Raw genomic sequence first — 15,060 nt, 5'->3', positions numbered from 1 at the left:
TCGGAGAACTCCCCTACCTCCTCACCCTCGCAGGCCACGGCTTCTACTGGTTCCGGCTCTCCCGAGTCGCTCCCCGCGCCCGCCAAGAAGTTTGAGCGCGCTCGCGAAAGGACGCGTCATCATGGCGAAGACCGAGACCGTTTCGCTCCTCCCGAGGGGCCCCGACCGCCTCCACCCGATGGCTTCGCTCAGCGGGTTGCTGCGGGAGTGGCTGCCCCGGCAGCGCTGGTTCGCAGGGAAGGACCGGCCCGTCACCGATGTGACGCTGCTGTCGATGACGGAGCTGTATCCGGGCTGTCTGCATCTGCTGGTCCACGCCGAGCACTCGGCGCCGCGCGGACCGGGTGACACCTCCCCGGCCGGCGACTGCTACCAACTGCTGCTGGGCGTACGGGAGTACCTGCCGCCCCGGCTCGCCGGTGCCTTCATCGGACGGGCACAGGACGGCCCGCTGACGGGTCTGGCCGTGTACGACGCGTTCCACGACCCGCGCTCGGCGGCGCTGCTCCTGGAGCGGCTGCGGCACCCGGGGACGGCGGGTCCGCTGGCCTTCGAGAGGGACCCGTCGGTGCCCCTGCCGGCCGCGCTCGCTCCGCGGCTGCTGGACGCGGAGCAGTCCAACTCCTCGATCGTCTACGGCGACGCGTTCATCCTGAAGGTGTTCCGCCGCATCCAGCCGGGAGTCAACCCGGATCTGGAGGTGCCGTCGGCACTGGCCCGGCAGGGCTGCACCCGCGTGCCCGCGCCCGTGGCGTGGATCCGCACCACACGGCCGGACGCCACCCTCGGCGTGCTCCAGCCCTTCCTGCCCGGCGCGTCCGACGGCTGGACCCTGGCCCTGCGTGCGCTCGCGGAGGGCCGGGACTTCACGGCGGAGTCGTACGAGTTGGGACAGGCAACGGCCGAGGTGCACCTGGCGCTGGCCACCTCCTTTCCCACCGCCACCCGGAGCGAGAACGGGCCCCTCGCGGCCGCGATGGCCGAGCGGCTGGGCGAGGCCGCCCACTGTGTGCCCGCGCTCCAGCCGTATGTTCCCGGGCTGCGGACCGCCTTCGAAACGTTCGGCGCGTGCGGTGCCGGCCGCACCGTGCAGCGGATCCACGGCGATCTGCACCTCGGGCAGGTGCTGCGGGCGGACCGCGAGTGGTTCGTCATCGACTTCGAGGGCGAGCCGTCCCGCCCGCTCGCCGAACGCCGCAGCACCCAGTCGCCGGTGCGCGACGTCGCCGGGATGCTGCGCTCCTTCGACTACGCGGCCCGCACCAGGCGGCCGTGGCATCCCGAGTGGGCGGAACGCTGCCGCGAGGCCTACTGCGCGGGCTACGCGGACGGGTCGGGCTGGGATCCGCGGGCCGAGCCCCAGCTGTTGCGCGCCTACGAAACCGACAGAGCGGTGTACGAGGTCGTCTACGAGGCCCGGAACCGCCCCGGCTGGCTCCCTGTACCGATGGCGGCGATCCGACGGCTCGCCACCCGAGGAGGCTGACATCGTGGTTCTGCGTGACCCCTCTCGCTCCCCGCACACCCCACCGGCCGAAGCCCTGCGACCGGCCGGCAGGCCCAGCCCCGACCGTCGCAGGGCGGCCGGCAGGCACGGCTCCGCCAACCGCCGGGGGCCCACCGGCCGGTCCGACCCCGGCAGCCCGGTACCGGCCGGGGCCGCTCCCCTGGACGGGGCCGACCGGGCACGTCTGCTGTCGGGATCGCACCACGACCCGCACGCGCTGCTCGGCGCGCACCCCGGACCCGACGGGGTGACGTTCCGGGCGCTGCGCCCGTTCGCGCACACGGTGAGCGTCGTGGTCGACGGGTGTCACACACCGCTCCACAGCGAGGGTGACGGCCTGTTCTCCGCCGTCCTGCCGCTGGAGACGATCCCGGAGTACACGCTGCTGGTGTCGTACGACGACGCCGAGCACGAGGTCCACGACCCGTACCGCTTCCCGCCCGCGCTCGGTGAGTTCGACCTGCACCTGATCAGTGAGGGGCGGCACGAGGAGCTGTGGCGGGCGCTGGGCGCCGAGCCGATGGTGCACCAGGGCGTGACCGGCACCCGCTTCACGGTGTGGGCACCGAACGCGCAGGGGGTCAGGGTCGCCGGGGACTTCACACACTGGGACGGCACGGCGTTCCCGATGCGGTCGCTCGGCTCGTCCGGGGTGTGGGAACTGTTCCTGCCCGGGATCGGCGAGGGCCGGCGGTACAAGTTCGAGATCACGACGCGGTACGGCGCCCGGTTCCTCAAGTCCGACCCGATGGCCCGCCGTACCGAGACACCGCCGGCGACGGCGTCCGTCGTGACGGTGTCCGATCACGAGTGGGGCGACGCGGAGTGGATGACGCACCGGGCCGACCGCCCGGCCCACCAGGCGCCGTTCTCGGTGTACGAGGTCCACCTGCCGTCCTGGCGGCCCGGCCTGACGTACCGGGAACTGGCCGAACAGCTCCCCCCGTACGTGCGGGACCTGGGCTTCACGCACGTGGAGCTGATGCCGGTCGCCGAGCACCCCTTCGGCGGCTCGTGGGGCTACCAGGTCACCGGCTACTACGCCCCCACGGCCCGGCTCGGCACCCCCGACGACTTCAGGTACCTCGTCGACCGGCTCCACCAGGCCGGCATCGGCGTGATCATGGACTGGGTGCCCGCGCACTTCCCGCGGGACGACTGGGCTCTGGCCCGGTTCGACGGCTACCCGCTGTACGAGCCCGGCGACACCCGCCGCGCGGAACACCCGGACTGGGGGACGTACGAGTTCGACCTCGGGCGGACGGAGGTGCGGAACTTCCTGGTGGCCAACGCGGTGTACTGGTGCGAGGAGTTCCACATCGACGGCCTGCGCGTGGACGCGGTCGCCTCCATGCTGTACCTGGACTACTCGCGCGAGCCCGGGCAGTGGACGCCGAACGAGCACGGCGGGCGGGAGGACCTCGACGCGGTGAGGTTCCTGCAGGAGATGAACGCCACGCTGTACCGGCGGGTGCCCGGCGTGGTGACGATCGCGGAGGAGTCGACCGACTGGGGCGGCGTGACCTCGCCCACGGACCGGGGCGGGCTGGGGTTCGGGCTGAAGTGGAACATGGGCTGGATGCACGACTCGCTCGGCTACATGTCCAAGGATCCGGTGCACCGCAGATACCACCACAACGAGATGACGTTCTCGATGGTGTACGCGTACAGCGAGAACTACGTGCTCCCGATCTCGCACGACGAGGTCGTCCACGGCAAGCGGGCCCTGGTCTCCAAGATGCCGGGCGACTGGTGGCAGCAGCGCGCCAACCACCGCGCGTACCTCGGCTTCATGTGGGCCCACCCCGGCAAACAACTGTTGTTCATGGGGCAGGAGTTCGCCCAGGGAGCGGAGTGGTCGGAGGCGCGCGGCCCCGACTGGTGGCTGCTGGAGCCAGCCTACGGCGCGGAGGCCGACCACCGGGGCGTACGCGACCTGGTCCGCGACCTCAACGCGGTCTACCGCGAGGCTCCGGCCCTGTGGGAACGGGACAGCGACCCCGGCGGGTTCCGGTGGGTGGCTGTGGACGCCGCCGAGGACAACGTGTTCGCGTTCCTGCGGTTCGCCGCGGACGGGGCGCCGCTGCTTTCCGTGTCGAACTTCTCGCCCGTGGTGCGGCACGACTACGGGCTCTGGGTTCCCGAGGAGTTCCCGCCCTGGGAGGAGGTGCTCAACACGGATGCCGTGCGGTACGGGGGCAGCGGTGTGGTCGGTGCCGGTCCAGTGCGCGTCGGCACCGATGGTTCGTGTGTGCGGCTGACACTGCCGCCGTTGGCGACGGTGTGGCTGCGGCCGGTGTAGAGGGCGGCGTTTACCGAAGGGGCCCCGCCCCCGGACCCCCGCTCCTCAAACGCCGGAGGGGCTGGGTCCTCCCCCACCTCACGCCGGCCCCTGCTCGGCCTCCCGCTGGAGGAAGCTGCTGACCTGACAGGCCAGCCCCTCCCCGGTTCCGTCAAGGGCGGAGTCCCCGCCGATCACGCCCCCGTGCACTCCGATACCGCCCGCCCACAGATAGCGGTCGGCCCATTCCTCGTCCGTCCTCAGCTGGATCTGGATGTCCACGCGGGCAAGAGAGGTATCGGAGGCCGCGGCGTAGATGACGGCCGTGGCGCGGCGCAGGGGATAAAGATCGAAGCCCTCGATGAATTGCGAATTGCGCCAGTCGAGGAATGCGCTCTCGCCATCGGGCCCGGTCCGCACGTCGAACTGCCCGTCCTCCACATGAATACCGAAGGGCGTACCGGCGCGGTTCTCCACCGTCACCCGGAACCGGAAATAGACGAGTCCCTCGGCGGCGTCGTCACGCCCCCGTGGAGGCTCCGCCCGCTCCACACCGTGGACGCGTACCCGAAGGCCCGCGTGCCCACCGTCGCACTCCTGCCAGTCCCCGATCACATTGGGCACGCGCACTCTCCACCTCCCGGCCTCAGCGAAAGGTTCCTATCCACGCGCCGGACACACTGTCAAATGAGCCAGAGATCCCGTTGCCTGGGTATTTCCGCCCAGTGATCAGCGATCAAGCCGTGCCCAGCCACGATTCACGACACCAGGACTCCGGCCCCGCTCCCCCACGTGCCACACATCACACTCCGGCAGTACCTCCGCGGCGCCACGGCACCCCGTGCGCACAGTGGTCCTGGGTGATCAGGTACGCAGAAACCGGTTGCTGGCAGACTGCTCGCATGGCTTGTCTCGCTCCCGCACGCGTCCTGCTTCTGCTCACCATCGGACTGATCTGCCTCATGACCGCCACCGGAGCGATCGTCGGCGCCCTCCTCGGCGGCGCGTTCCTCGCGCTGATCGCGGCCGCGAGCGCGGGTGCGGCCGGTCTCGTCGGCTCGGCCCTCGTCCGAAGACGAGCGCTCGCCGGTTTCGCCCTGGCGCAGCGGGAGGCCGGGCTGCGGGGATACGCGGAGGGGATCGCGCACGGGGTGCTGCTGCACATCAGCGTGTACGAGGCCGCCGTCTTCCCCCGGTCCGGACCTGCGGGCGTCACCCCCGAGGAGCGCCTCGCGCGACGCACCATCGCCTACCGTATGGCGGCGCTGGAGGAGGTGCCCCGCCGGGTCAGGGAGGCCGCGGCCGACGCGCTCGCCGCACTCGACGAGGCCGACCGTACGCGCGCGCAGGACACACTGGCCCAGCTCGCCGGCGTCGTGCGCCAGGAGTACGCCCGGCCCTGACGGCCGGCTCCTTGCCCATTCGCCCCACGGGCGGCCACCCCATGCGCTACGTTTCGATCACTGCCAGTTCACCTCCGGCGACACGCAGGAACGACACCTGAAGGGTGCATGCAGACCATCCGGACCGCCGCCCCACCGGTCGCCCCCCTTCTGACGGGAGGGCTCGCCGACAGTCTCTTCGAGACGGCGAGCCGTGACCCCGGCCTTCCCTTGATCGCGCGCCGCCCCGACGGGACCACCGGCACATGGACGCAGGTCGGCGCGCGCGAGTTACGGGACGAAGTGACCGGTCTGGCCAAGGGGTTCGTCGCGAACGGGATACAGCCGGGCAACCGGGTGGCCGTCATGGCGCGCACCCGGTACGAGTGGACCGCGCTCAGCCTCGCCCTGTGGTCGGTGGGCGCCGAGGTCGTACCGATCGATCCGGCGTCGTCGCGGGAGCAGGTGCGGTGGATCCTCAGTGACGCGGACTGTGCCGGGGTCGTGGTCGAGGACGGGCAGGGGGCGATGACGGTCGGCTCGGTGTGCGCCGGGCTGCCCCGGCTGCGGCATGTCTGGCAGTTGGACGACGGGGGGCTGGAGCAACTGGCCGAGCAGGGCTCGCCGGTGCCGGAGGCGACCGTCGACTCGCTGCGCCGGATCGTTCTGCCGGACTCGACCGCGGTCATCGGCTACACGTCCGGTGCGACCGGGCGTCCCCGGGGATGCGCCCTGTCGCACCGCGGTCTGGCCAGTCCCTGCGACACGCTGCTGGCCGGCTGGGCTCACACCACCGCACCCGAGGGTGTCCAGCCCGCGGTTCTCGTCTTTCTGCCTTTCTCCCATGTGTACGGCCTGATGATCCAGGGCCTGTGTCTGCGGGGCGGGATGCTGATGGCGCACGAACCCGAGCTGCGGGAGGAGATTCTCGGCGACGATTTCCTGTCGTTCCGGCCGACGTTTCTCTATGGTGTCCCGGCCGTCTTCGAGAAGATCTACAAGAACTTCTTGAGGCGCGCCCAGGAGGCGGGCCAGGGAGCCTTGTTCGAGCGTGCGGTGCGTACGGCTCGGGAATACGCCCTGGCGGTCGAGCGGCACCGTCTGGAGCGGGGCCACGGCCCGGGAGTCGATCTGCGGCTGCGGCACGCCTTCTTCGAGAAGGCCGTGTACCGGAAACTGCGGGCCTCGCTCGGCGGCCGGGTGTGCGGAGCGGCGTCCGGCGGTTCTCCGCTGAATCGGGATCTCGCTCTTTTCTATGCGGGAATCGGCATTCTCGTCCACGACGGGTACGGGCTCACGGAGACCGGTGGCGCTGTCACGGCACAGCCCGTGGGGCGGGAGAAGTCCGGCACCGTGGGGCGCCCGCTGCCGGGCATGGACGTACGGGTCGCGGACGACGGGGAGATCCTGGTGCGCGGTCCGTCACTGTTCCAGGGGTACGTCAACGACGAGCCCGGCACCCGGGCGGCCCTGCGCGACGGCTGGCTGGCCACCGGCGACATCGGGCGGCTCGACTCCGAGGGCTATCTGTCGATCACGGGCCGCAGGGAAGAGATCATCGTCACCAACGGCGGGAAGAGCGTCGCCCCGGCACCGCTCGAAGAACTCCTGCGGGTGCATCCGCTCATCCACCAGGCGGTGGTCGTCGGCGACAACCGGCCCTGCGTCGGCGCTCTGATCACGCTCGACCCCGACTTCGTGCGGCACTGGCGCCGGACCCGGTTCGACCAGGGTGACGCCTCCGGGCTGGGGGCGCGGGAGGAGAACGCCCTGCGGCAGGAGGTGCAGCGCGCCATCGCCGCGGCCAACAGCAGGGTGTCGCGCCCGGAGTCGATCCGGGTGTTCCGCATCCTGCCGGAGCCGTTCACCGTGGCGGGCGGACTGCTGACCCCGTCGATGAAACCGCGCAGGGACGCCATCACACAGCGGTACGAGGTGGAGATCGACGCCATGTACCAGTCGGCGCGCGCGGTCCGCAGGAGCCTGCCCTCGGTGGAGGCATCGATGAGCTGGGACGACGCGGACGACGTGTTCCGCCGCGTGCGGTGACGTCGCCGGAGGCGTTCTTGCCGCCTGCCGGGCCTGCCGTTCCGGTTCGGTGTGTGCCCGTCGTGGCGGGCCCGACGACGTACGGGGTGCTGACGGTGCTGCCGACGCCCTGCGGGCGCTGGTGGCGTCCGACGACGCGCCGCTGGTGCTGGACGCCCTGCACGGGTTCGGTCCACCCCCCATGTTGACGTGACGGCCGTCGAAGTGCGGAGATGCTCTGGGACACGGCACCGCGCCGTGCCCGGCCGGCACACGACCGTGAGGCGAGGGCAGGACACCGATGGCATTGCAGATCAGCGCCACGAACCCGGAGCACCCCGCGCTGCTGCTGGACCTGCCGTGGCACCTGCCCCTGGAGGAGTGGCCCGAGCACCGTCTCGTGCCGTTGCCGCGCGGCATCTCGCGGCACGTGGTGCGCTACGCCCACGCCGGATCGGAGGTCGTAGCCGTGAAGGAGCTCGCCGAGCGGCCCGCGGTGCGGGAGTTCGAGCTGCTGAGGGACCTGGACCGGCTCGGCATCCCCGCGGTGGACGCGCTGGCCGTCGTCACGGGCCGCACCGACGCGGACGGTGGCTACCTGGAGCCCGTACTGATCACGCGTCACCTGCGGGGCTCGATGCCGTACCGGTCGCTGTTCGAGACGACGATGCGGCCCGCGACCATGCACCGCCTCATGGACGCGCTGGCCGTGCTGCTGGTGCGGCTGCACCTGGCCGGGTTCGCCTGGGGCGACTGCTCACTGTCCAACACCCTGTTCCGGCGGGACGCCGGTGCCTACGCCGCGTACCTGGTCGACGCCGAGACCGGCGAGCTGCATCCGAGGCTCAGCGACGGGCAGCGCGACTACGACCTCGACCTGGCGCGGGTGAACATCAGCGGCGAACTGCTCGACCTGGAGGCGTCGGGAGCCCTGCACCCGTCCGTGGATCCCATCACGTTCGGTACGGAGATCTGCGCCCGGTACCAGAGCCTGTGGGGTGAGCTGACCCGCACGACGGTGTACCCGGCGGGCAAGCACCACTTCATCGAGCGCCGCATCCGCCGTCTCAACGAGCTGGGTTTCGACGTGGCCGAGATGCAGATCACCCACTCGTCCAACGGGGACAGCGTCACGTTCGTGCCGAAGGTCGTCGACGCCGGTCACCACCAGCGGCAGCTGCTGCGGCTGACCGGCCTCGACGCGGAGGAGAACCAGGCGCGCAGGCTGCTCAACGACCTGGAGAGCTGGATGGCCACCCAGGACGACTACGCGCCCGGCGATCCCCTCGCGGCCCGCCCGGAGGTGCTGGCCCACCGCTGGGTCCGGGACGTGTTCCGGCCGACCGTGCGGGCGATACCGCCGGCGCTGCGCGGTTCCATGGACCCGGCCGAGCTGTACCACGAGCTGCTGGAACACCGCTGGTACCTGTCGGAGCGTGCCCAGCACGACATCGGTCTGGACACGGCCGTGAAGGACTACACCGAGAACGTCCTCCCCAAGGTCCGTGCGACGCTCCCCGAGGCCGCCGTGGCCGAGGCCGTTCAGGAGGGCGGTACGACGGCCACCGGGCAGGGCGCGTGATGGACGAGGGCGTGGGCGACCGAACCGATGCGTGAGCCGACCGCGCGGCGGTGGGCGCGCCGTCCTGCGACCATCAGCTGGGCCCGCCCGGCCACCGTCAGCAGCACCTGGGCCGCACTGCCGATCTCCACGTGCTCGGTCACGGGCACCTCGGGGAACCGTTCGCGCCAGGGCCGCAGAGCCTCGCGGAGCGCCTCCTTCTCGTACGGCTCCAGGCCCCCGGCCTGGTCCGCGAGCCTCATCGAGCCGGGGCTGTAGGCGAACACCGGGGGCAGGTTCCAGGCCCGTACGGCGCGGAGTCCGGCGCCGCGGGCGGCGGCCGTCGCGAAGGCGAAGCCGAGGGCGGCGGAGCTGTCGTCGGGGTCGCCGTGCTGGCCGACGACGATCTCCCGGCCGCCCGCCTCCGCCTCGGGGTGGTCGTCGGAGCGGACGAGGACGACGGGTCGTTCGGTCTCGGCGAGGACCTGCTGGCCGACGGACCCGAGCAGGAAACCGACGATCGCACCGTGCCCGCGCGAGCCCAGCACGAGCGTCTCGGCCTCCGCGGCCGCGGCCACCAGTGACTCGACCGCTCCCCCGTCGAGGATCCCGGCGGTCACGGTCAGGGCCGGGTGCCGTTCGGTGACGGTCCGCTCGGCGTCTCGCACCAGGTCGCGTGCCCACCCGGCCTGGGTGTCCTGGTCCGCGGCTATGGCGATGTCGGTCGTCGGCTGCCACTGCCAGGCGTGCACGATGCGCAGGGGCAGGTCACGGCGGACGGCCTCGCGGCCCGCCCAGGCCGCGGCGGCCTTGCTCTCGGGCGTTCCGTCCACTCCTACGGTGATCGGGCGGATCATTCGGCTGTCTCTCCCTCGCCTCGGTCGCTGTGGTGCGCCTTCCTACGGAACGTTTCCTTCCCCCGCACCAGGGACGCATCCCCATTTCGGAGCGAAACGGGACGATCGACCATACGATGGCGGAAGGTGAGCACCGTTCGGCGCTCAGGGTGGGAGAAAGATGGCACAGGCCGCCGGTCCGGCACGGAACGTCATTCTGACCGTGGACGACGATCCGGGGGTGTCGCGCGCCGTGGCCCGGGACCTGCGCCGCCGGTACGGCGAGTCGTACCGGATCGTGCGGGCCGAGTCCGGCGCCAGTGCCCTGGAGGCGCTGCGTGAGCTGAAGCTGCGCGGCGACCAGGTGGCGGTGCTGCTGGCCGACTACCGGATGCCGGAGATGAACGGCATAGAGTTCCTGGAGCAGGCGCTCGACATCTACCCCCGGGCCCGGCGGGTGCTGCTGACGGCGTACGCCGACACGAACGCGGCGATCGACGCGATCAACGTGATCGACCTCGACCACTATCTGCTCAAGCCGTGGGATCCGCCCGAGGAGAAGCTGTACCCGGTCCTGGACGATCTGCTGGAGTCCTGGCAGGCGGCGGACCGGACGTGCGCGGGCGTGACGAAGGTGGTCGGGCACCGGTGGTCGGCGAGATCGTCGGGCGTACGCGAGTTCCTGGCCCGCAACCAGGTGCCGTACCGCTGGTTCTCGTCCGACGAGCCGGAGGGGCGCAGGCTGCTGGCGGCGGCCGGAGCCGACGGTGAGCGACTGCCGCTGGTTGTCACGCCGGACGGTACGCCGCTGGTGGCGCCCGAGGACACGGAGCTCGCGGACCGGGTCGGGCTGGCGACGACGCCGGCGGCCGAGTTCTACGACCTGGTCGTCATCGGCGGAGGGCCGGCCGGGCTCGGGGCCGCCGTGTACGGGGCCTCGGAGGGACTGCGGACCGTGCTCGTGGAGCGGTCCGCGACCGGTGGGCAGGCCGGGCAGAGCTCACGGATCGAGAACTACCTGGGATTCCCCGACGGAGTGTCCGGCGCGCAGCTCACCGGGCGGGCGCGGCGGCAGGCCGCGAAGTTCGGGGCCGAGATCCTCACCGCGCGCGAGGTGACCGCGCTTGAGGTGGGCGGGGCGTCACGCACGGTCCGGTTCTCCGACGGTTCCGCGATCGCCGCGCACAGTGTGATCCTGGCGACCGGCGTGTCGTACCGGCAGCTCGACGCGCCGGGCTGCGGGGACCTGACCGGATGCGGGGTGTTCTACGGGTCGGCACTGACCGAGGCCGCAGCCTGCCAGGGGCATGACGTGTACGTTGTGGGCGGGGCGAACTCGGCGGGTCAGGCCGCGATGTATCTGGCACGCCACGCCAAGTCGGTGACGCTGCTGGTGCGCGGGGAGTCGCTGGAGGCGTCGATGTCGCACTACCTGATCCAGCAGATCGACGCCATGCGCACCATCACCGTGCGCACGGGCACGGTCGTGGAGTGCGCCCACGGCACGGACCACTTGGAGCAGCTCACCCTGCGGGACCTGGCGAGCGGCCGCACGGAGCTCGTCGACGCGCAGTGGATGTTCGTGTTCATCGGTGCCGCGCCGCTGACGGACTGGCTGGAGGGCACCTTGCTGCGGGACGAGCGCGGGTTCGTCCTGGCCGGGCCTGATCTGTCCGACGGCGGCGGGCCGCCCCCGGGATGGGAGCTGGACCGGCCGCCGTACCACCTGGAGACCAATGTGCCCGGCGTGTTCGTCGCCGGGGACGCGCGGGCGGAGTCCGCCAAGCGGGTCGCGTCCGCGGTCGGAGAGGGAGCGATGGCCGTGATGCTCGTGCACCGGTATCTGGAGCAGTCATGACCGGGCAGCCGCTGCCGTGTGACGCGGCGGAGCTCGGCACACTCTTCCTGTTCGAGAAGCTGAACGAGGAGCAGCTCGCGCGGCTGTGCCGTGAGGGCCGCGTGGAGAGGTTCGCCCCCGGCTATGTCTACCGGGAGGGCGAGCCCGCCACCTGCTTCTACGTCCTCCTCGACGGCACCCTCGTGATGTCGCGGCGCGTCGGGAACGACGACGTGGAGACCAACCGCACCTCCCAGCGCGGGGTGTACGCGGGGGCCATGCAGGCCTATCTGACGGGTCCGGGCCAGACCCGCTACAAGGGTTCCGTGCGCGTCACCGAGCCCTCACGGTTCTTCGTGCTGCCGGCCGAGACGTTCGCCTCCGTCCTGCGCGAGTGGTACCCCATGGCCGTGCACCTGCTGGAAGGGCTCTTCTACGGCGCCCAGACCACCCAGCGGGCGATCGGGCAGCGGGAGCGGCTGCTGGCGCTCGGTTCGCTGTCGGCGGGGCTCACGCACGAGCTGAACAACCCGGCCGCGGCGGCGGTCCGGGCCACCTCGGCGCTGCGGGAACGGGTAGCGGGGATGCGGCACAAGCTCGGGGTCGTCGCCTCGGGGTCATACCGGCGCGAGACGCTGGCGACGCTCGTCGAGATCCAGGAGCGTACGGCCGAGCAGGTGTCCAAGGCGACGCCGCTCAGCCCGCTGGAGGCGTCCGACCGGGAGGACGCGCTGGAGGAGTGGTTCGACGATCACGGCATCGCGGGCGGCTGGCAGCTCGCGCCGACGTTCGTGCAGGCCGGCCTCGACATCGACTGGCTGGACCGGGTCGCCGCGGCCGTGGACGAGCAGACACTCGAAGGTGCCGTGCGCTGGCTCAACTACACGGTGGAGACCGAACTCCTGATGAACGAGATCGAGGACTCCACCACGCGTGTCTCCAGCCTCGTCGACGCGGCCAAGCAGTACTCACAGCTCGACCGGGCCCCGTACCAGGTCGCGGACGTGCATGAACTCCTCGACAGCACGCTGCTGATGCTGTCGGCGAAGATCGGCCCGCGGATCGAGGTGGTCAAGGACTACGACCGCTCGCTTCCGCGTGTCCCCTCCTACCCGGGAGAGCTGAACCAGGTATGGACGAACCTGGTCGACAACGCGGTCGGGGCGATCAACGAGGCGGGCGGGGCGGGCAGGCTGACCGTGCGCACGGCGCTCGACCGGGACCTGTTGCTGGTCGAGTTCCGCGACACGGGGCCCGGGATACCGCCGGACATCCGCGGCCGTATCTTCGACCCGTTCTTCACCACCAAGCCGGTCGGACAGGGGACGGGGCTCGGGCTGGACATCTCGTGGCGCATCGTCGTCAACAAGCACCACGGGAGCCTTGAGGTGCAGTCCGTGCCGGGCGACACGCGGTTCCAGGTGCGGCTTCCGCTGACGGCGACGGAGTCCGACACGCCCGGGACACCCGGGCGGTCCGAACCATCCACGGCCCCCGAGGAGGCGTCATGACCATACCCGCAGGAATCGACCCGAGTGTCCCGCCGAGCGGGCCGGGCTGCGCGGAGTGCGACGCGGCAGGCGGATGGTGGTTCCATCTGCGGCGCTGTGCCCAGTGCGGGCACGTCGGCTGCTGCGACAGTTCGCCCGCCCGGCACGCGAGCGCCCACGCCCGCGACGCCCACCATCCGTTCATCCGCAGCTATGAGCCCGGCGAGGCCTGGTACTGGAACTACGAGACCTCGCAGATGTACGAGTCCGGCCCCGACCTCGCTCCCCCGCTGGCCCACCCCGCCGACCAGCCGGTACCGGGACCGGAGGGGCGCGTCCCGCCGAACTGGGTGGAGGCGCTGCATCGGTGACCGGGGCGTCGGGAGGTCACCGCCGCCGCCGTTCCCGTGCCTCGTGGACATGGCGCCCCAGCAAGGCACCGCCGAACACCACGAACCCGACGCCGATGAGCCAGGACTGCACGACCAGGACGGTGCCGACGGCGCCGTAGGTGACCGCGTTGTTCACGATCAGCGGCGAGAACACCAGGTACGAGAACCAGCGCAGGCCCACCAGGCCCACCACGGTGGCCAGGGCGCCCGGCAGCAGCGCCCACCACGGCATCCGCTCACCGAGCAGGAAGTGCTGCCCCCACCAGAAGAACAGCACACCGACCAGCAGGGTCAGCGTGATCCGCAGAGCGGACCCCGCCGCCCCCCACCGCAGCAACGCGCCGCTCTGCGCCTCGGCGAACAGATATCCCGTCAGCGCGGCGAGCCACACCACCTGGCGCCACACGGCGTGCCACGGGCCGGCGGCCACTTCCCAGATCTTCTCGTAGCCGTTCTGGACACTGGCCGCGAAGGCCACGCCGAACAGCGCCAGGACCAGCACGCTGAACGCGCTGGTGGCGCTCAGTACGATGCGCGGAGCGGAGAACACCTCGCGCACGGCCTGGGCCGGGCGCCCCGACAGGCTCATGCCGTCGATCACCCAGAGGGCGAATCCCCGTTCCTGGAAGGGTGCGGCCGCCGCGACGACGATCAGCAGCGGAGCCAGGGTGACCAGGCCGAGCGCCGCGAAACCCATGGCCCGGTGCAGGAGTTCCAGGTCGCTGCCGTGCCGCCAGAGCCGTCCGGCGGCCGAGTCGTGCCAGCGGGCCCGCAGGCTTCGATGAGCCACCACATACGCACGGTAAGCAGACCCGGCGCCCGCCCCGGGCATGCCCGCACACCCGCCGCGACAGCCCACCCGACCGGAGTACCGCGACCCCGGAGCACTGGAGTACGACGGCGAACGGCGTTCAGCGAACGGTCCCGTCAGCGCTGCCCCGGATCTCGGCGGCCAGGTGAGCGGCGAGCGCGCGGGCCTGCGGCATGAGGGCGTGCCAGTCGTCCGCCTGCTCACCGCGGTAGGCCGACCGGGCGAGGGCGAGAGCCGGGCGGTGCTCGGGCGGGAGGAGGCCGAGTGCCCACGCGGCCGCCGCGTCCTTGGACTTGATGGTGCCGGTCGCGAGAGTCGTCCAGACACGGGCGAGGGTCAGCAGGACGTTGCGGGTGTCGGACTCCAGGTCGGCCAGGAGGTCCGGGACGCCCGCGACGATCGCACGGCGCAGGTCGTCGTGCGGGACGGGCGCGAGGACCTCGGCCGGTGGCGGGCCGAGGAGTGCCGTGTCGCCGTGCAGCGTCATCGTGATGAGCGGCGCGAGATCGAGGGCCGTGGCGGGCCCCGGCACCACGCCCCGCTCGAAGTCCTCGCGCAGCCATTCGCCGTACAGGAACTCGCAGCGCGGTGGGTAGCGCCACGGGCGGACGTCGTCCTGGGCGACGACGGTCAGTTCCACGGGCCGGGCCGGGCCGTTCACCGCCTGCGGGCCGGAGAGGCGCATGAGTCCGGTGGTCAGGGCCCGTCGCTCCTCGTCCGTCGTCCGGCGGCGCGCCACGACCAGCACATCCAGGTCGCTGCTCGGGCGCAGACCGTCCAGCACGGCGGAACCGTGCAGATAGGCGCCGGTGAGGTCGTCGCCGAGTACGCGGCGCACGAGGTGGAGGACGTCGTCGAGCTGCGTCACGGGCGGGATGGTAGGCGGCCGGGGAGCCGAGGGGCCACCGGTTTTCCGCCGTGCCCGTCCCCCGCCG

At 71.7% G+C, this 15,060-nt stretch carries 12 protein-coding genes and 1 pseudogene; 9 read left to right on the top strand and 4 right to left on the bottom strand.

What is annotated here, in order from left to right; translation table 11 throughout:
* The 3 genes and pseudogenes from IE262_RS40660 to glgB all read left to right on the top strand — a co-directional run.
* Window positions 1-95: pseudogene (locus tag IE262_RS40660) on the top strand (alpha-glucosidase C-terminal domain-containing protein); the annotation flags it as partial.
* Between the two features lie 26 nt (window positions 96-121).
* Window positions 122-1,486 carry a maltokinase N-terminal cap-like domain-containing protein gene (locus tag IE262_RS36085; RefSeq protein WP_189879689.1) on the top strand — a complete coding sequence of 455 codons (1,365 nt, stop codon included), beginning with the start codon at window positions 122-124 and terminating at the stop codon, window positions 1,484-1,486.
* A gap of 181 nt (window positions 1,487-1,667) precedes the next feature.
* Window positions 1,668-3,809, top strand: coding sequence for a 1,4-alpha-glucan branching enzyme (gene glgB / locus IE262_RS36080; protein ID WP_189879704.1), 2,142 nt, complete (start codon window positions 1,668-1,670; stop codon window positions 3,807-3,809).
* Window positions 3,810-3,887: 78 nt separating this feature from the next.
* On the opposite strand, the gene IE262_RS36075 is transcribed toward glgB, so the two are convergent.
* The gene (locus IE262_RS36075; RefSeq protein ID WP_134042759.1) at window positions 3,888-4,418 is read right to left on the bottom strand and encodes a hypothetical protein; all 531 of its coding nucleotides are present in this window, start codon (window positions 4,416-4,418) and stop codon (window positions 3,888-3,890) included.
* Between the two features lie 272 nt (window positions 4,419-4,690).
* On the opposite strand from IE262_RS36075, the gene IE262_RS36070 reads away from it, so the two are divergent.
* The 3 genes from IE262_RS36070 to IE262_RS36060 all read left to right on the top strand — a co-directional run bounded on the left by IE262_RS36070 (window position 4,691) and on the right by IE262_RS36060 (window position 8,780).
* A complete protein-coding gene (locus IE262_RS36070) occupies window positions 4,691-5,191 on the top strand; it encodes a hypothetical protein (protein WP_134042761.1) in 501 nt (166 codons plus the stop codon).
* A gap of 108 nt (window positions 5,192-5,299) precedes the next feature.
* Complete coding sequence (locus tag IE262_RS36065) at window positions 5,300-7,219, top strand: AMP-dependent synthetase/ligase (protein WP_189879687.1); 1,920 nt, start codon at window positions 5,300-5,302, stop codon at window positions 7,217-7,219.
* Between the two features lie 280 nt (window positions 7,220-7,499).
* The gene (locus IE262_RS36060) at window positions 7,500-8,780 is read left to right on the top strand and encodes a DUF4032 domain-containing protein (RefSeq protein ID WP_134042765.1); all 1,281 of its coding nucleotides are present in this window, start codon (window positions 7,500-7,502) and stop codon (window positions 8,778-8,780) included.
* On the opposite strand, the gene IE262_RS36055 is transcribed toward IE262_RS36060, so the two are convergent.
* The gene (locus tag IE262_RS36055) at window positions 8,741-9,616 is read right to left on the bottom strand and encodes a universal stress protein (protein ID WP_189879685.1); all 876 of its coding nucleotides are present in this window, start codon (window positions 9,614-9,616) and stop codon (window positions 8,741-8,743) included. The two genes, IE262_RS36060 and IE262_RS36055, sit on opposite strands and share 40 nt — an antisense overlap.
* 160 nt (window positions 9,617-9,776) lie before the next feature.
* Between IE262_RS36055 and IE262_RS36050 the strand changes: the two genes are divergently transcribed.
* Genes IE262_RS36050 through IE262_RS36040 form a run of 3 tightly spaced genes read left to right on the top strand, consistent with a single transcriptional unit; the run spans window position 9,777 to window position 13,293 of the window.
* On the top strand, window positions 9,777-11,453 hold the full coding sequence (locus IE262_RS36050) for an NAD(P)/FAD-dependent oxidoreductase (RefSeq protein ID WP_189879683.1): 1,677 nt from the start codon (window positions 9,777-9,779) through the stop codon (window positions 11,451-11,453).
* The gene (locus tag IE262_RS36045; protein WP_134042771.1) at window positions 11,450-12,943 is read left to right on the top strand and encodes an ATP-binding protein; all 1,494 of its coding nucleotides are present in this window, start codon (window positions 11,450-11,452) and stop codon (window positions 12,941-12,943) included. The genes IE262_RS36050 and IE262_RS36045 overlap by 4 nt, the downstream gene beginning before the upstream one ends.
* Window positions 12,940-13,293 carry a UBP-type zinc finger domain-containing protein gene (locus tag IE262_RS36040; protein WP_189879682.1) on the top strand — a complete coding sequence of 118 codons (354 nt, stop codon included), beginning with the start codon at window positions 12,940-12,942 and terminating at the stop codon, window positions 13,291-13,293. Before IE262_RS36045 ends, IE262_RS36040 begins: the two co-directional genes overlap by 4 nt.
* Before the next feature lie 16 nt (window positions 13,294-13,309).
* On the opposite strand, the gene IE262_RS36035 is transcribed toward IE262_RS36040, so the two are convergent.
* Both IE262_RS36035 and IE262_RS36030 read right to left on the bottom strand, forming a co-directional pair.
* Window positions 13,310-14,146 carry a YhjD/YihY/BrkB family envelope integrity protein gene (locus tag IE262_RS36035; protein WP_373305220.1) on the bottom strand — a complete coding sequence of 279 codons (837 nt, stop codon included), beginning with the start codon at window positions 14,144-14,146 and terminating at the stop codon, window positions 13,310-13,312.
* 79 nt (window positions 14,147-14,225) lie between these two features.
* Complete coding sequence (locus tag IE262_RS36030; RefSeq protein WP_189879680.1) at window positions 14,226-14,993, bottom strand: aminoglycoside adenylyltransferase family protein; 768 nt, start codon at window positions 14,991-14,993, stop codon at window positions 14,226-14,228.
* Window positions 14,994-15,060 lie beyond the last annotated feature (67 nt).

It is taken from the genome of Streptomyces bluensis (assembly GCF_014650715.1).
Taxonomy (GTDB): Bacteria; Actinomycetota; Actinomycetes; order Streptomycetales; family Streptomycetaceae; genus Streptomyces; species Streptomyces bluensis.
Note: the sequence above shows the minus strand (reverse complement) of the source record. Positions and strands in the feature narration are given on the sequence as shown.